The following is a 17,370-nucleotide window of genomic DNA, read 5'->3' as shown; positions in this document are numbered from 1 at the left end:
GGATTTCAACCCAGCGCGTGCGCGATCACCTTGCGCATGACGTTGGGCAGCGCCTCTTCGGCAAGGGTTGCGATCGGCACCCAGCGCATGCCCTCGGGAGGGCGTGTGCGAGCTTCGGCCTTCGCGGTGTAGACGACCAGCTCCAGCGGAAAATGCGTGAAGACGTGGGTAACGACGCCCAGCTTGCGCTGCCAGCGCGATAGCCCCTTCAGTTCCGGCGCCTGCTGCTTCGCTGTCGCGTCCTCCTGTCCGGCGAGCCAGTCCGAGCCGGGCACTTCCGTCATGCCGCCGAGCAGGCCCTTTTCGGGCCGCGAGCGAACCAGCAGCTCGTCGCCGCGCGTCACCACGAAGGCGGCGCCGCGCCGCAACGTCCCGCTCTTCTTCGGCGCCTTGCGCGGGAACGTCTCCTGCATCGCTCGCGCACGCGCCGTGCAATCCTCGTTGAACGGGCACAGTGAGCAGGCCGGCTTCTTCGGCGTGCAGATCGAGGCGCCGAGATCCATCAGCGCCTGCGCGCTGTCGCCGGCGCGAGAGTTCGCCAGCAGTGTCGCCGCCAGTTGCTGGATCAGCGGCTTTGCCTGCGGGAGCTCGTCTTCAACGGCAAAGAGCCGCGACACCACGCGTTCGATATTGCCGTCGACCGGCATGGTGTGGCGGTCGAAGGCGATCGCCGCGATCGCCGCCGCCGTATAGGGCCCGATGCCCGGCAGCGCGCGCAGGCCCTGCTCCGTGTCCGGAAACACGCCGCCATGGTCGCGCGTCACGGCAACCGCGCAAGCATGGAGATTGCGCGCACGCGAGTAATAGCCGAGCCCGGCCCACATCCTCAGCACGTCGTCCTGCGAGGCCCGGCCCAGCGCAGTGACATCGGGCCAGCGCGCGACGAACTTTTCGAAATAGGGCCCGACGGCCTTCACCGTGGTCTGCTGCAGCATGATCTCCGACAGCCAGACACGGTAAGGGTCCGAGGTCTCGCCGGGCATCGCGCGCCAGGGCAGACGGCGGCGGTGGCGGTCGTACCATTGCAGAAGCGCGATCGGGCGCGACGAGGCTTCCGACTGAACTGGTTCCGGCTTGGCCTTGAGGGCGGATCTGGGGCTCATGCTCTCACTGTAGCGGCAACGCGCTGACCTCTCCACGTCATGCCTGCGCGCGTCGCGGGCATCCACGTCTTTCTTCGTGGATCGCCGGGGAGTGCTATAAGGGTCCCATGTCCAAATTCCCTCCCAAGCCCGGTCCCATCAGCGCCAAGCCGCTGTCGCTGTTGCTCAACGACGTCTTTGCCGAGGCCTATGCCAAGCAGGGGTTTGCGGCGCGCGAGCTGGTGACGCGGTGGGCGCAGATTGCCGGGGCGGAGATCGCGGCCCATGCCGAGCCGCTCAAGATGCAATGGCCCCGGCCGGTCGAGGGCCAGCCGCAGGAGCCGGCGACCCTGGTGCTGCGGGTCGAGGGGCCGATGGCGCTGGAGATCCAGCACTCGGCCGACGTGATCCTGGAGCGGGTCAACCGCTTCTTCGGCTGGAGCGCGGTCGGCAAGCTGGCCTTCCGCCAGGCCCCCCTGTCGCGGCCCCGGCGGCGGGCGCGGCCCGGCCCGCCGGATCCCAAATCGGTGGCCAAAGTGGCCGAAAGCCTGGGAGACATCGAAGATGAAGAATTGAAGACGGCGCTGGCCCGCCTCGGGGCGGCCATCAAGCGAAATTGAGCCTCATTCCCGGGCTAATCTGGACCTGTTGTCGCGGCTCGCCATTGCCTCAAACGACGTTTCAAGCTAGCGACAGGCCGCCCGGGCGGGAACCTCGGGCGACACCACGCCAATCCCGGGAGCCGACCTTGATCATCACCCGCCGCGCCTTCACCACGATGCTGTCGCTGACCGGGCTTGCCGCGCTCGCCGGGCTCTCGCCGCTGCGGTTCATCTCGGAAGCCATGGCCCAGGTCGCCGCCGACGTGGCAAAGCCCGTCTCGCTGCCCGACATGGCGCTCGGATCGAAGGATGCCGCCGTCACCATCACCGAATACGCCTCGATGACCTGCCCGCATTGCGCAGCGTTCAACGAGCAGGTGTTCCCCAAGATCAAGTCGGAATACATCGACACCGGCAAGGTGCGTTACATCTTCCGCGAGTTCCCGCTCGACATCAAAGCCGCCGCCGGCTCGATGCTGTCGCGCTGCATCGCCAAGGATGACGCGCAGAAGTACTTCGCGGTCACCGACATGCTGTTCCGCCAGCAGAGCGACTGGGTGATGAAGAACACCACCGAGACCCTGACGCGGATCGGCAAGCAGGCCGGCCTCACCCAGCAGCAGGTCGAGGCCTGCCTGAAGGACCAGGCGCTGCTCGACAAGATCGCCGCCGACCAGAAATACGCCAGCGACGTGTTGAAGGTCGATTCGACGCCGACCTTCTTCATCAACGGCGAGAAGATCAAGGGCGAGGCCTCGTTCGAGGAGTTCGCCAAGAAGATCAATCCGCTGCTCAAGAGCTGATTCGCTCGTCAAGATCCTGATTCGCATCTCGAAAGCCGTATCTTTCCCAGCATAAATCCCTTGGGAAAAGCGGGTTTCGCCGGTTGCCCTCGCGACGCACCGCGGCCATTGTCCAGCCGCATGAGGCGCCTCGCGCGACTCGCCCGGATAGCGACATTGCCTTCCATGGTATTGTCCCGGCAGGGGGATTCGCGCCTGCCAACAGAGATGCGTGCTTATGAAAATCACCCGCCTGCGCCTTCACGGCTTCAAGTCCTTCGTTGAGCCCACGGACTTCGTCATCGAGCCCGGCCTGACCGGCGTGGTCGGCCCCAACGGCTGCGGCAAGTCGAATCTCGTCGAGGCGCTGCGCTGGGCGATGGGTGAGACCTCGTACAAGTCGCTGCGCGCCGCCGACATGGACGCGGTGATCTTCGCCGGCTCCGGCAACCGTCCTGCGCGCAACCACGCCGAAGTGACGATGACGATCGACAATGCCGATCGCACCGCGCCGGCGGCGATGAACGACAGCCAGCTGCTCGAAATCTCCCGCCGCATCGAGCGCGAGGCCGGCTCGGTCTATCGCATCAACGGCCGCGACGTCCGCGCCCGCGACGTGCAGATCCTGTTCGCCGACGCCGCCACCGGCGCGCGCTCGCCGGCCCTCGTCCACCAGGGCAAGATCGGCGAGATCATCCAGGCCAAGCCCGAGCAGCGCCGCCGCGTGCTGGAAGATGCCGCCGGCGTTGCCGGCCTGCATGCCCGCCGCCACGAAGCCGAGCTGCGGCTGAAGGCCGCCGAAACCAACCTCACCCGCGTCGAGGACGTGATCGGCCAGCTCGGAGGCCAGATGGAAGGCCTGAAGAAGCAGGCCCGCCAGGCGGTGCGCTATCGCGAGGTCGCGGCCAAGGTCCGCAAGGCCGAAGCCACGCTGTTCCACCTGCGCTGGATCGGCGCCCATGCCGACGTCAACGAATCCGGCCAGACCCATGACCTCGCCGTCCGCGAGATGGCCGAGCGCACCCAGCACCAGGCTGAAGCCGCCCGCATCCAGGCGATCCGCGCCGCCGAAATGCCGGCGTTGCGCGATGCCGAAGCACGCGCCGCGGCCGGGCTGCAGCGCCTCACCAATGCCCGCGAGTTGCTCGACCGCGAGGAAGAGCGCGCCAAGGAGCGCGTCGCCGAGCTCGAGCGCCGCCTCGCCCAGTTCGAAGGCGACATCTCCCGCGCCCAGCAGCAGACCATGGACGCCGACGTCGCGCTGCAGCGGCTCGACACCGAAGACGCCGAGCTGAAGGAAGAGATCAAGTCGCGCGTCGAGAAGCGCTCCGGCGTCGACGAGCGCGTCGGCGAAGCCGAGGCGGTGCTGACCGAAACCGAGCAGCAGTTCGCCGAGCTCACCACCGCGCTCGCCGACCTCACCGCCAAGCGCAACCAGCTCGAGGCCAACGTCCGCACCCACCGCGACAAGCTCGCCCGTCTCGATCAGGAGATCGCCAATGTCGCCGCGGAAGAGCAGAAGCTCGCCGCCGAGACCGGCGGTTTCGGCGATCTCGACGAGCTGACCGCGACGGTCGAGACCGCCGAGCAGACGCTGGCCGCTTCCGAAGCCGCAGCACAGGCGAGCGAAGCCGCGCATGTCGCCGCGCGCCAGACGCTGGAATCCTCGCGCTCGCCGCTGGTCGAAGCCGACAAGCGCGTGCAGCGGCTCGACACCGAGGCGCGCACGATCTCCAAGATCGTCAACGGCGAGACCAAGAATCTGTGGCCGCCGATCATCGACGGCATCACCGTCGACAAGGGTTTTGAAAAGGCAATCGGCGCCGCGCTCGGCGACGATCTCGACGCGCCGGTCGATCCGTCGGCGCCGATGCGCTGGACCAACGCCGGCGTCACCGACGGCGATCCGGAGCTGCCCGAAGGCGTCGTGCCGCTTGCCAACCACGTTCAGGCGCCCGCCGAGCTGGCGCGCCGCCTGGCGCAGATCGGCGTGGTGCCGCGCGAGCGCGGTGCCGAGCTGGTCTCGCAGCTCAAGACCGGCCAGCGGCTGGTCTCGCCCGAAGGCGACGTCTGGCGCTGGGACGGCTTTGTCGCGGCGGCTCACGCCCCGACTGGCGCCGCACGGCGCCTCGCCGAACGCGCCCGCCTCGTCGACATCGAGAACGAACTGGAGCAGGCCCGCATCGACGCGCAGATCAAGCGTCAGGCGCTGGAGAATGCCGAGTCCGAGCTGCAGATGGCCGCCAGCACCGAAGGTGCCAGCCGCGAAGCCTGGCGCGCCGCGCAGCGCGAGCTGAACGTCGCGCGTGAGCGCCATGCTACCGCCGAGCGCGAGATCAGCCGCCACGCCGCGCGCAAGGCGACGCTGTCCGAAGCGCACAGCCGCCTCGCCGCCGACCGCGCCGAGGCCGAGGCCGCCTACGAATACGCCGAGGCCGGCATCACCGAACTGCCGTCGAGCGAGGACACCGAGACCCGTCTCGCCGCCGTCCGCAGCGACATCGAGGGCCATCGCCGCGTGGCCGCGCAGGTCCGCGCCGAGGCGCAGGCGCTGGCGCGCGAGGCCGAGCTCGCCGACCGCCGCGTGCAGGCGATCCTCGCCGAACGCACCGAGTGGCAGAACCGCAAGGAGAGCGCGGCTTCCCACATCGACACCATCCAGACCCGTATCACCGAGGTCTCGATCGAGCGCAGCGATCTCGAAAACGCGCCCGCCGTGTTCGCCGAGAAGCGCAGCGCGCTGATCACCGAGATCGAATACGCGGAAAACGACCGCCGCATGGCCGCCGACGCGCTCGCCTCGGCGGAGACCGCGATGGCCGAAACCGATCGCGTCGCGAAATTGACCCTCGAAGCGCTGTCGAGTTCCCGCGAGGCCACCGCCCGCGCCGAGGAGCGCATGGAAGGCGCACGGCGCCGGCTCGAGGACATCGAGCGCGAGATCCGCGACATGCTCGAAGTCGAGCCGCAGGCCGTCGCCGGCCTCGCCGAGCTCGAGCCCGGCGCCGAGCTGCCGCCGCTGCACGACATCGAGGAAGACCTCGAAAAGATGCGCCGCGACCGCGAGCGCCTGGGCGCGGTGAACCTGCGCGCCGAGGAAGAGCTGCGCGAGGTCGAGACCCAGCACACCGGTCTCGTCACCGAACGCGACGACCTCGTCGAAGCCATCAAGCGGCTGCGCCAGGGCATCCAGAGCCTCAACAAGGAGGCGCGCGAGCGGCTCCTGACCTCGTTCGAGGTCGTCAACAACCACTTCAAGCGCCTGTTCGTCGAGCTGTTCGGCGGCGGCGAAGCCGCGCTGCATCTGATCGAGAGCGACGACCCGCTGGAAGCCGGTCTCGAAATCATCGCCAAGCCCCCGGGCAAGAAGCCGCAGACGCTGTCGCTGCTCTCGGGCGGCGAGCAGGCGCTGACCGCGATGGCGCTGATCTTCGCCGTGTTCTTGACCAACCCTTCGCCGATCTGCGTGCTGGACGAAGTCGACGCGCCGCTCGACGACCACAACGTCGAACGGTACTGCAACCTGCTGCACGAGATGACCAGCTCGACCGACACGCGGTTCGTCATCATCACGCACAACCCGATCACGATGGCGCGGATGAACCGCCTGTTCGGCGTCACCATGGCCGAACGCGGCGTGTCGCAACTGGTGTCGGTGAGCCTGTCTGAGGCCGTGGACATCCTCGACCAGAACGTGGCGTGAGACCGAAGTCGTCGCGCCCCCATTGACGTCATCATCCGCGAAGGCGGATGATCCAGTACGCCGCGGCTTCTCGGTTGACGGCACTGTCTCGGAGTACTGGATGCCCCGCCTGCGCGGGGCATGACCGCGGATGATGATTTCTCCCACCCTCCCCGCCGAACTGAAAGCCGCCCTCGACGCCAGGCTCCAGGGCTTTTCGCGCACCGACGCTGCGCAGCGATCGCAGAAAATCTCGACCACCTACCGCGCAGGCGGCGGCTCCGGCACGATCAAGTCGGAGGCCGATGCGCTCGCCTATGCGCTGGCACGCATGCCGGCGACCTATGCGGCCGTGGCCGCAAGCCTGAATGCGCTGACCGAGATCGCCCCGGATCTCGCTCCGGAAACACTGCTCGACGTCGGCGCGGGTCCGGGCACCGCGAGCTGGGCCGCCGCGGAGGCGTTCTCCTCGCTGCAGGATTTCACGCTGCTCGATGCCAACGCCACGCTCAGCCGGCTCGCGCTCGAACTGGCGCGCGACAGCACGCGTCTGGCCGATTGCCGCTATCTGCCGGGCGACGCCGGTGCGAACCTCGCCGAGGTCTCGCAAGCCGATCTCGTCGTTGCCAGCTACATCGTCGGCGAGCTCGGCGAGGCCGACCAGCGCAAGCTCGCGGAGGTGATGTGGGCCAAGGCACGCCACGCGCTGGTCGTGATCGAACCCGGCACGCCCGCCGGCTATGCCCGCATCCTCGCCCTGCGCCAGCAACTGATCGCGGCTGGTGCGTACGTCGCTGCGCCGTGCCCGCACGAAAAGCCCTGCCCGCTCGCAGCGCCCGACTGGTGCCATTTCAGCCAGCGCCTGCCGCGCTCCCAAGCACACCGCCAGATCAAGGGCGCCGACGTGCCGTTCGAGGACGAGCGCTTCATCTACATCGCCCTGACCCGCGCGCCGCCCGCAACGCGCGCCGCGCGCGTGGTGGCGCCGCCGGATATCGGCAAGGCCGAGATCGCGGCAAAGCTCTGCACCGGGGGCGGCCTCGCCATCACAAAAGTCCCGCGACGCGACAAGGCCGCCTACGCGAACGCCCGGCGCTGGCGCTGGGGCGACGTCATCATGTCCGAAAGTTAACCTCGTCCGGCGCTTTCGCCTTGAACTCGGATGGCGCCCCATTCGACCAAGTCTTACCTCCCCTGCGCCGGGCTCTCATCCTGCGCCAATTTGGTCTAGGCTGCGCCCGCCTTCTTCCCCCTTCAGGAGTTCTCCATGTCGACCGGCTGGATCGTTCTCGGCGTCATCGTCGTCCTCGTGTTCCTGGCGTTCAGCGCCTACAACCGCCTGGTGGCGCTGGGCCAGCGCGTCGGCCAGGCCTTTGCCGACATCGACGTGCAGCTCAAGCAGCGCCACGATCTGATCCCGAACCTGGTCGAGACGGTGAAGGGCTATGCCTCGCATGAGCGCGGCACGCTCGACGACGTCATCAAGGCGCGCAATTCGGCGATGTCGGCGCAGGGGCCGGCGCAGGTGTCCGCCGCCGAGAACCAGCTCTCCGGCGCGCTCGGCCGGCTGATCGCGCTGTCGGAGGCCTATCCGGACCTCAAGGCCAACGCCAACTTCCAGCAGCTCGCCAGCGAGCTCTCCGACCTCGAGAACAAGATCGCGGCGAGCCGCCGTTTCTTCAACAACGCGGTCCAGGAATACAACACCGGCATCCAGCAGATGCCCGCCGCCTTGTTCGCCGGCATGTTCGGCTTCACCAAGAAGGACTTCTTCGATCTCGGCGCCAGCCGCACCGAAGTCGAGGCCACGCCTCAGGTGAAGTTCTGAGTTGAGCCGATAGGCCGGCAGGGCATCGCGTCATGGCCGCGTATGGTCTCTACACGCACATCGCCTCGAACAAGTTTCGTTCGATGCTGCTGCTCGCCGGCCTGTTCGCGCTGGTCTACGTGCTGGTCTATGCCGGCGCGCTGGTCGCCGAAGTCCTCATCGACGGCAACCGGACCGTCGCCTTCTACCTGAGCCACGCCTTCCAGGATCTGAAAGTCGCCGCGCCCGTTGCGACGGTCGTGGCGGCGGTGTGGATCGTGATCGCCTATTTCTTCCACCAGTCGATGATCGACGCGGTGACCGGCGGCCACAACGTCACCCGGCAGGAAGAGCCGAGGCTCTACAATCTGCTCGAAAACCTCTGCATCTCGCGCGGCATCACCATGCCGAAGCTGAAGATCATGGAGAGCCCGGCGCTGAACGCGTTCGCGACCGGCCTCAACCCGCGGCAATATTCGATCACCGTGACCACCGGTCTCCTCAATGCGCTGAACGACAAGGAGGTCGAGGCGGTGCTGGGCCACGAGCTGACCCACATCAAGAACGGCGACGTGCAGCTCATGGTCGTCGCCGTCATCATCGCCGGCGTGGTCGGCTTCTTCGGCGAATTGTTCTTCCGCCTGTTCACGAATTTCCGCTGGAGCTCTGGCGGCGGCTCGTGGTCGTCGGGCTCGTCCTCATCGTCGCGATCGTCCTCGTCATCGAGCGACAGCAAGAGCTCCGGCGGCGGCGCGGTGATCGTGATCATCATCGCGGTCGTGCTGATCGTGGTGGCCTGGCTGGTATCGCAAGTGGTCAAGCTCGCGCTGTCGCGTTCGCGCGAATATCTGGCCGACGCAGGCTCCGTCGAGCTGACGAAAAATCCGGACGCCATGATCTCGGCCCTGCGCAAGATCGAGAACCGCGGCGAGTTGCCGGGCGCGACCTCGGCGGTGATGGAACTCTGCGTCGACAATCCGCGCGAGGGCTTTGCCGATTTGTTCGCGACCCACCCCTCGGTGCAGTCCCGGGTCGACGCGCTGGTCAAGTTCGCCGGCGGCCATGATCCCGGCCCGCTGCCGCCGCCGGGCTACGAGGCGACGAGCCTGAGGCACAGGTCGAGCAGCAGGACGACCCGCCGCCATTGCGCCAGGGGCCCTGGGACGATGCGGGCGGCTCGGCCAGTCCGCCGCCCGTGCCGAGCCCCTCCGGAACCGCGAGCAGCAAGCCGGTGGACAATCCCATGGGTCCCTGGGGCCGCCATTGAGGCGTCATGTTCCACCACGCGGCGGATTCGCAACGATTGGGAAAAACCCCAAGAATAGGCATAGCGGCGTGCCGAGGATTTGAATTCTCCCTTGTTTCTGCCATGTTCGCGCCCAACAGCAGACTTGGGACATCCTTGGGTTGGGACATCCTTGGAACATCGATTTGAGGCCCGGCCGATCGCGACCTCGCGATCGGGGGCGCGTTAGGGGACAGCAATGGCAAAGCCGGCAGTGGTTGTGGTGGGCGCGGACAAGGGCGGCGTGGGCAAGACCACGGTGTCGCGCACCTTGCTCGATTATTTTTCCGCCAACAACGTGCCGACGCGCGCATTCGACACGGAGTCGCCGCGCGGAACCCTGAAGCGCTTCCATCCTGACATCACCGAGATCGTCGACATGACGACCACGGCCGACCAGATGAAGATTTTTGACACGCTCAACGCTGTCAGCCCTTCGGTCACCGTCATCGACGTCCGCGCCGGCCTGCTCTCGCCCGCGCTGGCCTCGCTGCGCGACATCGGCTTCCTCGACGCCGCCAAGGCCGGCCAGATCACCTTTGCGGTGTTCCACATCCTCGGCCCCTCGATCGCCTCGCTGGAGGAGATCGCGGAGACCGCGGGCTTCATGACCGGCGCGAAATATTTCCTGGTGAAGAACTTCATCAACGACACCCAGTTCTTCCAGTGGGACCAGGCGACCTACAATTCCTATTTCCATCGCATCAAGGACGCAACCGAGCTGACCATCCCCAAGCTCAACGAAATGGCCTATGAGCAGGTCGAGGTGTCCTCGGTCCCGTTCCTGAAATTCGTCGCCAACAAGGGCATCAACGACGACGCCGCGAACTATTCGTTCGTGCTGCGCGGCTATGTCCGGCACTGGCTGGCGAACGTCTGGAGCGAGTTCGACCGGATCCGGCTGACCGACATCGTCGGGTCGAAACCGGTGACCCGCAACACCGAAAAATAGTTGCACGGTCAGGGCTGATACGGCTGGATTGGGCGGTGAGTTGGCCTGATATAGCTGTCAATGTCCGTAACGCCCGTCTACATCATCTGCTCGCCCCGCCCGCAGGTCGGCAAGACCCTGCTGGCGCGGCTTTTGAGCGAATTCCTGCTGCTCAAGAACGGCAACGTCACGGCCTTCGATGTCAATCTGAAGGAGCCGTCGCTGCTCGACTATCTGCCCAACATCACCGAGACCGCCGACGTCATCGACACCTACGGCAAGATGCAGCTGATGGACCGCGTCATCGTCGACGACGGACTTGGCAAGGTCATCGACCTCGGCTTCCACGCCTTCGACGAGTTCTTCAAGATGACCGACGAGATCGGGCTGCTGAAGGAAGCGGCACGCCGTCACGTCGCGCCGATGATCCTGTTCGTCGCCGACACCGACCGCGTCTCGGCCCGCGCCTATGAGATGCTGCGCGGACAGATCCCGCGGGTGAACCTGATCACGGTGGACAACGAGCACGTCGTGCGCGGCGAGCTGCCGGCCGCGATGGCCGGCGGCCGGCTGTTCCGCCTGCCCGCGCTGCCCGGCTTCCTCAAGACCTATATCGACCGGCTGAACTTCTCCTTCACCGGCTACCTGCGCCAGGAAAAGGACGCCTCGACCGAGCTGCACCAATGGACCCGGCGGAACTACCTCGCCTTCCGTGAGCTCGAGCTCAGCCTGATCTTGCAGCGGTCCTGAAATATTTTACCCGGGTAATATTGACGCCGCGCCCCCCTGCCGCTACTGAGACGACGCATCAGCGTCCCCTCAGGAAGGCTCCCCACCGTGACCATCGACCGGAAAGCAGCGATCGCCGCCTACAAGGAGCGGAAGACCATTGCCGGCATCTACGTCGTCCGCTGCGCGGCCTCAGGCGAGGCCTGGGTCGGCCAGGCGCCGAACCTCGAGACGATCCAGAACCGCATCTGGTTCTCCCTGCGCCAGGGCAACCACACCTGCCGCACGCTCCAGGCCGCCTGGAACGCGCATGGCGAGGCGGGACTGACATTCGGCGAATGCGAGCGTCTGGAAGATGAGGAGACCGCCTATGTCAGGAACGCGCTGCTGAAGGAGCGCATGCTGCATTGGCGGGACGAGCTGAAGGCTGAGGCGATCTGACGACCACCAGCGGCTTCAGTGCCCCTCGAACGTCATCAGCGTGCGCACCGGCACGTCCATGGCGCGCAGCTTGGCGGCGCCGCCGAGCTCGGGCAGGTCGATGATGAAGCAGGCGGCGACGACGTTGGCGCCGATCTGGCGCAGCAGCTTCACCGCGCCCTCCGCGGTGCCGCCGGTGGCGATGAGGTCGTCGACCAGGATGACGCGCTCGCCGGGCTGGATGGCGTCGACATGCATCTCCATCTCGTCGATGCCATATTCGAGCGAGTAGGCGATGCGCACGGTGGTGTGCGGCAGCTTGCCCTTCTTGCGGATCGGCACGAAGCCGGCCGAGAGCTGGTGCGCGACCGCGCCGCCGATGATGAAGCCGCGCGCTTCCATGCCGGCGACCTTGTCGATCTTGTTGCCGGCCCAGGGATTGACGAGCTCGTCGACCGCGCGGCGGAACGCGCGCGCATCCGCGAGCAAGGTCGTGATGTCGCGGAACATGATCCCCGGCTTGGGATAGTCGACGATGGTGCGGACGCTCGCCTTCAGGTCGTGGTCAAAGGTCATCAGTCTCTCGCTCTGGTTTTTCCACCGTCATTGCGAGCAAAGCGAAACAATCCAGATCTTCTCCGCGGCAGCAGTCTGGATTGCTTCGTCGTTTTGCTCCTCGCAATGACGGCACTCAATTGGCTTCAGTATTCAGCCGGAACGCATTCTCGACAATACGTAGTCCCACCTCGCCACTGAGCGACATCAGCGATTCCGGGTGGAATTGCACGCCGGCGACCGGCAGGGTCTTGTGCTCGAGCGCCATCGCGACGCCGTCCTCGGTGCTGGCGGTGACGGACAACACCTCCGGCATGCTGTCGCGCTCGACGAAGAGCGAGTGATAGCGGCCGATGACGATCTCGTTCGGCAGATTGCGCATCAAGCGCCCGCCGCGCACCTGCACCCGTGAGGGCCGGCCGTGCGCGGGATGCGTGAGCTGGCCGAGCTCGCCGCCGAAATATTCGCCGATCGCCTGCACGCCCAAGCAGACGCCGAACACCGGCAGCTTCTTCTCCAGCGCCGCGTCGATGGTCTTCTTGATCCCGAAATCCTCCGGGCGTCCAGGTCCGGGCGACAGCACCAGCAAATCCCACGTCTTGCGCTTGAGCATGTCGAGCGCATGCACATGGCGGACCACGGTGACGTCGGCGCCGACCTGGCGGAAGTAGTCGGCCAGCATGTGCACGAAACTGTCGTCGTGATCGATCAGCAGCACCTGCTTGCCCGAACCGGTCGCATCGGGCGCGAAGGTCGAGAGCGACTTCGGCGGATCGCCGCGCAGCGCCTGGAACAGCGCGGCGGCCTTGACCTGGCATTCGCGGTCTTCCGCGGCTGGATCAGAATCGAACAGGCAGGTGGCGCCGACGCGCACTTCGGCGAGGCCATCCTTCATACGGATGGTGCGGATGGTGAGGCCGGTGTTGATGCTGCCATCGAAGTTCACCGCGCCGATCGCGCCGGCATACCAGCGCCGCGGCGAGCGCTCATGATCCTCGACGAACTGCATCGCCCACAGTTTTGGCGCACCTGTCACGGTGACGGCCCAGGCATGGGTGAGGAAGGCATCGAGCGCATCGAAGCCGGGGCGCAGCATGCCCTCGACATGGTCGACGGTGTGGAACAGCTTTGAATAGGTCTCGATCTGGCGGCGCGCCAACACCTTGATTGTGCCGGGCACGCAGACGCGCGCCTTGTCGTTGCGATCGACATCGGTGCACATGTTGAGCTCGAACTCGTCCTTCTCCGAGTTCAGGAGCTGGCGGATCTGCTCGGCGTCGCCGATCGCATCGGTGCCGCGCGCGATCGTGCCCGAGATCGGACAAGTCTCGACGCGGCGTCCGTCGGAGCGCACGAACATCTCCGGCGAGGCGGAGACCAGGAATTCGCCCTCGCCGAGATTCATCAGCGCGCCGTAGGGCGACGGATTGATGACGCAAAGGCGCTGGAACACTTCGGCCGGCGAGCGATCGCAGGGCTCGGCGAACAGCTGCCCCGGCACCGCCTCGAACAAATCGCCGCGCGCAAAGGCCGCGCGCGCGGTCTCGACCGTCGCTTGATATTCGCCGGGCGCGTGATCGGCAAAACCCTGGCGCGGCGTCTTCAGGTACGGGCTCTCCGCGGTCTCGTGCGGCAGGCCCGCGGTCGACTTGCCCTTCCACGCGAAATCGTAAGTAAGCACGACGCCGCGGCCGGTGGCGCGGTCGTAGGCGAGCAGGCGATCGGGGACGTAGAGCACGATGTCGCGCTGGTCCTGCTCGCGCGCGCGCTTCTGCACGAGGTCCTCAATCTGGAACACCAGATCGTAGGCGAAGGCGCCGAACAGGCCGAGCAGTCCGTCGTCATTGGCGGAGAAGGCGGCAACGATATCGCGCACCAGCGACATCACGCTGGCACGCCGCGTGCGCTGGTCTTCCTCGACCGGGGCATCGCCGCGGAGGATATGGCCGGCAAGGCGCGACGCGGTCTTCTCGGAGATCACGACGCAGGGCTCGCGCAGCACGTCCGCGAGGAAGGCGATCAGCACCTGTCCGCGCTCGTTCAGCGCTTCCAGCTTGAAATTGACGCCTGATGTCTCGAGCTTGAGCGGCGGGTCGGAGAAGCCGAGGTCGAAGCTCTCGTAGCGGCCCGGCACGGTCGTGCCCGACGACAACACCACGCCGCGGCGGCGGTCGAGCAGGTTGACGAGATCGTCGAGCCGGTTGGCGCCGCCAGTGAATTGCTCGGCCACGCGCGTGATCGCGAGACCTGCGCGGGTCACGTACTCGCTTCGGGCCGGGAGGGCAAAGACTGTCCTGTTCATGGGGTCCTCTTACGAAACTTGCCGAGGGAACGCCACACAGGACAAACGATCAGGCCGCCGCACTGCGTGGGCGACCTTCGACGATTTTGAGAAAAGAAATCGCACCGGCCACCTCTTCAGGAGGTGCGCCACCAAAGACGGGCTGGGCGGACGGCGGTGCTCATGGGGCGGATACTCACCATGGCGCGGGGACGGCGTCAAGGGTGGCCACGGTGCCGTAGCCCGGATCGAGCGAAGCGCAATCCGGGCCACAGATCAGACGCGGTCAGCCCAGATGCTTCCGGAAAAACTCCGTCGCCCTGCCCCAGGCGAGCTCGGCGGCTTCGCGGTCGTGTACGGCCTGGCGCTGCTCGTTGACGAAGGCGTGCTCGGCGTCATAGCGGAACAGCTCGAGCGACTTGCCGGCGGCCTTCATGGCCTTTTCGAAGCCGTTGACGAGGTCCGGCGTGCACCAATCGTCCTTGTTGGCGAAATGGGCCTGGAGCGGGATCTTGACGTCGGCGGGCTTGGCCGCCTGCTCCGGCGGGATGCCGTAGAACACGACGCCGGCGGCAAGCTCCGGAATCTTGGTCGCGCCGATGATGGTCACGGCGCCGCCGAGGCAGAAACCGGTCAGGCCGACCTTGGCGCCGTTGCGCGACAGGTATTGCGTGGCGCCGCGCACCGTCTGCGTGGTCGCATCCATGAAGTCGAGCGAGTTCATCTCCTTGTTGGCGGAATCCGTGTCGTGATACGGCACCACCTTGCCCTTGTAGAGATCGGGCGCCAGCGCGTCGAAACCGGCCAGGGCAAAGCGGTCGCACAGGCCCTTGATCTGGTCCGACAGCCCCCACCACTCCTGGATCACGACCACGCCCGGCGCGTTGCCGCGCGCAGCGTTGGCGAGATAGCCGGAGGCGTCCTTGCCGTCCGGGCGCTTGAAGGTGATGGCGGTTCCCATGGTGTCCTCCGACGAGTTCTGGGGGAGAGGTTGGCGGTATTTTGGCCGCTGCAAGCGCGATAGGCAATCGCGCCAGACAACACACGCGCGTGTCCAACAAAAAAGCCCCCTCGCGGGGGCTTCTTCGTTTCTCGTTTCGTCCTCGCGCCGCCCTTAGTGGGAGTCGGCCCAGACCTTCTTCTTGGTGAAGTACATCAGGCCGGCGAAGATGATCAGGAACACGAACACCTGGAAGCCGAGGCGCTTGCGCGCTTCCATGTGCGGCTCGGCGGTCCACATCAGGAACGTGGTGACGTCCTTGGCATATTGCGCGACCGTGGTCGGCGAGCCATCGTCATAAGTCACCTGGCCGTCGTTGAGCGGCTTCGGCATCTTGATGGCGTGACCCGGGAAGTACTTGTTGTAGTAGGAGCCCTCCGGGATGGTCACACCCTCCGGCACCTTCTCCTCAAACCCCTGGAGCACCGCCGAGACGTAGTCCGGGCCCTGCTCCTGGTACTGGGTGAAGAAGTCGAAGATGAACATCGGGAAGCCGCGCTTGTAGGAGCGCGCCTTGGTGATCAGCGACAGGTCGGGCGGAGCCGCGCCGCCGTTCGCCGCACGCGCGGCCTGCTCGTTCGCGAATGGCGAGGGGAAGTAGTCCGCCGGGCGACCCGGGCGCTCGAACATGTCACCCGCATCGTTCGGACCGTCCTTGATCTTGTAGTCGGAGGCAAATGCCGCCGCCTGCGCCACCGAATAGCCGGGGCCGCCAGCTTCCGCGAGGTTGCGGAAGGCGATGAAGGACAGGCCGTGGCAGCTGGCGCAGACTTCCTTGTAGACCTTGAGACCACGCTGAAGCGCGCCGCGGTCGTACTTACCGAAAGGGCCCGAGAAGGACCATTTGTTGCCCGGAGGCTGGTCGCTGCCTTCGGACGCACGCGCATCCTGCATGCTGCCGAGGAGCAGCGCGCCGGCGGCGACGATCGCGACCATCACGGAAGCCACCGCCTTGCCGCCCTTGCTCAGGATCGCCTCCGAGATCGAGTTCGGCACCGGCCGCGGCGTCTCGATGCGCGAGAGCAGCGGCAACACGATCAGGAAGTAGGCGAAGTAGCAGACCGTCAGGATGCGGCCGGCGATCACGTAGATGCCTTCCGGCGGCTGCGCACCGAGATAACCGAGCAGGATGCAGACCGCGACGAAGATCCAGAAGAACTGCTTGGCGAGCGGACGATACTTCGACGACCGCGTCCGGGCGCTGTCCAGCCAGGGCAGGAAGCACAGGATGATGATCGCCGAGAACATCCCGATGACGCCCGCGAGCTTGTTCGGGATCGAGCGCAGGATCGCGTAGAACGGCAGGTAATACCATTCCGGCACGATGTGCGGCGGGGTCACGCCCGGGTTCGCCGGAATGTAGTTGTCGGCGTCGCCGAGATAGTTCGGCATGTAGAAGATGAACCAGGCGTAGAGCAGCAGGAAGCAGGCGACGCCGAAGCCATCCTTGATCGTCGCGTGCGGCGTGAACGGCACCGTGTCCTTTTCCGTCTTCGGCTCGACGCCGTCAGGATTGTTCTGGCCGGCGACGTGCAGCGCCCAGACGTGGAGCACGACGACGCCCGCGATCAGGAACGGCAGCAGATAGTGCAGCGAGAAGAAGCGATTCAGCGTCGGGTTGCCGACCGAATAGCCGCCCCACAGCAGCGTCACGATGCTCTCGCCGACATAAGGAATGGCGGAGAACAGGTTGGTGATGACGGTGGCGCCCCAGAAGCTCATCTGGCCCCACGGCAGCACGTAGCCCATGAAGCCCGTCGCCATCATCAGGAGGTAGATGATGACGCCGAGGATCCAGAGCACCTCGCGCGGCTCCTTGTAGGAGCCGTAATAGAGGCCACGCAGCATGTGGACGTAGACCGCGAAGAAGAACATCGACGCGCCGCAGGCGTGCATGTTGCGCAGCAGCCAGCCGTAATTGACGTCGCGGACGATCAGCTCGATCGACTTGAAGGCGAGATCGGCGTGCGGCGTGTAGTGCATCGCCAGGACCACGCCGGTCAGGATCTGCATCCCCAGCATGAAGGAGAGAATGGCGCCGAAGGTCCACCAGTAGTTCAGGTTGCGCGGGGTGGGATAGACGACGAAGGAGGAATGGACGAGGCCGATGATCGGCAGGCGCCGCTCGATCCATTGCAGGGCCGGATTGCTCGGCTGGTAGTCGGATGGTCCGCTCATGATGCGATCCTGAGGAAATAAAACGACGAGACGGCG

13 protein-coding genes and 1 pseudogene are annotated in these 17,370 nt (G+C 66.2%); 9 read left to right on the top strand and 5 right to left on the bottom strand.

The window, feature by feature from the left end:
* Positions 1–5: 5 nt before the first annotated feature.
* Positions 6–1,103, bottom strand: coding sequence for an A/G-specific adenine glycosylase (gene mutY / locus NLM25_RS10900; protein WP_254136941.1), 1,098 nt, complete (start codon positions 1,101–1,103; stop codon positions 6–8).
* Between the two features lie 107 nt (positions 1,104–1,210).
* Between mutY and NLM25_RS10895 the strand changes: the two genes are divergently transcribed.
* The 9 genes and pseudogenes from NLM25_RS10895 to NLM25_RS10855 all read left to right on the top strand — a co-directional run bounded on the left by NLM25_RS10895 (position 1,211) and on the right by NLM25_RS10855 (position 11,341).
* On the top strand, positions 1,211–1,702 hold the full coding sequence (locus NLM25_RS10895) for a DUF721 domain-containing protein (RefSeq protein WP_254116883.1): 492 nt from the start codon (positions 1,211–1,213) through the stop codon (positions 1,700–1,702).
* Positions 1,703–1,830: 128 nt separating this feature from the next.
* Positions 1,831–2,487: a DsbA family protein gene (locus NLM25_RS10890; RefSeq protein ID WP_254116882.1), complete on the top strand. Its 657-nt coding sequence runs from the start codon at positions 1,831–1,833 to the stop codon at positions 2,485–2,487.
* A gap of 217 nt (positions 2,488–2,704) precedes the next feature.
* Positions 2,705–6,169 (top strand): chromosome segregation protein SMC, encoded by a 3,465-nt coding sequence (gene smc, locus NLM25_RS10885; protein ID WP_254136940.1) that lies wholly within the window; start codon positions 2,705–2,707, stop codon positions 6,167–6,169.
* 130 nt (positions 6,170–6,299) lie between these two features.
* Positions 6,300–7,280, top strand: a complete 981-nt coding sequence (locus NLM25_RS10880) for a small ribosomal subunit Rsm22 family protein (protein WP_254136939.1) — start codon at positions 6,300–6,302, stop codon at positions 7,278–7,280.
* Positions 7,281–7,415: 135 nt separating this feature from the next.
* A complete protein-coding gene (locus NLM25_RS10875) occupies positions 7,416–7,976 on the top strand; it encodes a LemA family protein (RefSeq protein WP_014497379.1) in 561 nt (186 codons plus the stop codon).
* Positions 7,977–8,008: 32 nt separating this feature from the next.
* A pseudogene (locus NLM25_RS10870) lies at positions 8,009–9,222 on the top strand (M48 family metallopeptidase).
* Positions 9,223–9,439: 217 nt separating this feature from the next.
* Positions 9,440–10,192 (top strand): hypothetical protein, encoded by a 753-nt coding sequence (locus NLM25_RS10865; RefSeq protein WP_254116878.1) that lies wholly within the window; start codon positions 9,440–9,442, stop codon positions 10,190–10,192.
* Between the two features lie 60 nt (positions 10,193–10,252).
* Positions 10,253–10,921 carry a hypothetical protein gene (locus tag NLM25_RS10860; protein ID WP_254116877.1) on the top strand — a complete coding sequence of 223 codons (669 nt, stop codon included), beginning with the start codon at positions 10,253–10,255 and terminating at the stop codon, positions 10,919–10,921.
* 87 nt (positions 10,922–11,008) lie between these two features.
* The gene (locus tag NLM25_RS10855; RefSeq protein WP_254136937.1) at positions 11,009–11,341 is read left to right on the top strand and encodes a GIY-YIG nuclease family protein; all 333 of its coding nucleotides are present in this window, start codon (positions 11,009–11,011) and stop codon (positions 11,339–11,341) included.
* A 15-nt stretch (positions 11,342–11,356) separates the two neighbouring features.
* Here the strand turns inward: NLM25_RS10855 and NLM25_RS10850 are convergent, their stop codons facing one another.
* The 4 genes from NLM25_RS10850 to fbcH form a co-directional block, all read right to left on the bottom strand.
* Positions 11,357–11,896, bottom strand: a complete 540-nt coding sequence (locus NLM25_RS10850) for an adenine phosphoribosyltransferase (protein WP_063692050.1) — start codon at positions 11,894–11,896, stop codon at positions 11,357–11,359.
* A 115-nt stretch (positions 11,897–12,011) separates the two neighbouring features.
* A complete protein-coding gene (locus NLM25_RS10845; protein ID WP_254136936.1) occupies positions 12,012–14,177 on the bottom strand; it encodes an anthranilate synthase component I in 2,166 nt (721 codons plus the stop codon).
* A 265-nt stretch (positions 14,178–14,442) separates the two neighbouring features.
* On the bottom strand, positions 14,443–15,117 hold the full coding sequence (locus tag NLM25_RS10840; protein ID WP_254136935.1) for a dienelactone hydrolase family protein: 675 nt from the start codon (positions 15,115–15,117) through the stop codon (positions 14,443–14,445).
* A 153-nt stretch (positions 15,118–15,270) separates the two neighbouring features.
* Entirely contained in the window at positions 15,271–17,334 is a 2,064-nt protein-coding gene (gene fbcH, locus NLM25_RS10835; RefSeq protein ID WP_254136934.1) for a cytochrome b/c1, read from the bottom strand.
* Positions 17,335–17,370 lie beyond the last annotated feature (36 nt).

The sequence above is a fragment of the Bradyrhizobium sp. CCGB01 genome (assembly GCF_024199795.1).
Taxonomy (GTDB): Bacteria; Pseudomonadota; Alphaproteobacteria; order Rhizobiales; family Xanthobacteraceae; genus Bradyrhizobium.
The sequence above is the reverse complement of the archived record's forward strand: the minus strand, read 5'-3'. Positions and strand labels throughout refer to the sequence as shown.

Bases quoted from the DNA above. Each gene is read 5' to 3' on its own strand.
- mutY (WP_254136941.1), bottom strand. From the start codon at position 1,103: ATGAGCCCCAGATCCGCCCTCAAGGCCAAGCCGGAACCAGTTCAGTCG.
- NLM25_RS10895 (WP_254116883.1), top strand. From the start codon at position 1,211: ATGTCCAAATTCCCTCCCAAGCCCGGTCCCATCAGCGCCAAGCCGCTG.
- smc (WP_254136940.1), top strand. From the start codon at position 2,705: ATGAAAATCACCCGCCTGCGCCTTCACGGCTTCAAGTCCTTCGTTGAG.
- NLM25_RS10880 (WP_254136939.1), top strand. From the start codon at position 6,300: ATGATGATTTCTCCCACCCTCCCCGCCGAACTGAAAGCCGCCCTCGAC.
- NLM25_RS10875 (WP_014497379.1), top strand. From the start codon at position 7,416: ATGTCGACCGGCTGGATCGTTCTCGGCGTCATCGTCGTCCTCGTGTTC.
- NLM25_RS10865 (WP_254116878.1), top strand. From the start codon at position 9,440: ATGGCAAAGCCGGCAGTGGTTGTGGTGGGCGCGGACAAGGGCGGCGTG.
- NLM25_RS10860 (WP_254116877.1), top strand. From the start codon at position 10,253: ATGTCCGTAACGCCCGTCTACATCATCTGCTCGCCCCGCCCGCAGGTC.
- NLM25_RS10850 (WP_063692050.1), bottom strand. From the start codon at position 11,896: ATGACCTTTGACCACGACCTGAAGGCGAGCGTCCGCACCATCGTCGAC.
- NLM25_RS10845 (WP_254136936.1), bottom strand. From the start codon at position 14,177: ATGAACAGGACAGTCTTTGCCCTCCCGGCCCGAAGCGAGTACGTGACC.
- NLM25_RS10840 (WP_254136935.1), bottom strand. From the start codon at position 15,117: ATGGGAACCGCCATCACCTTCAAGCGCCCGGACGGCAAGGACGCCTCC.
- fbcH (WP_254136934.1), bottom strand. From the start codon at position 17,334: ATGAGCGGACCATCCGACTACCAGCCGAGCAATCCGGCCCTGCAATGG.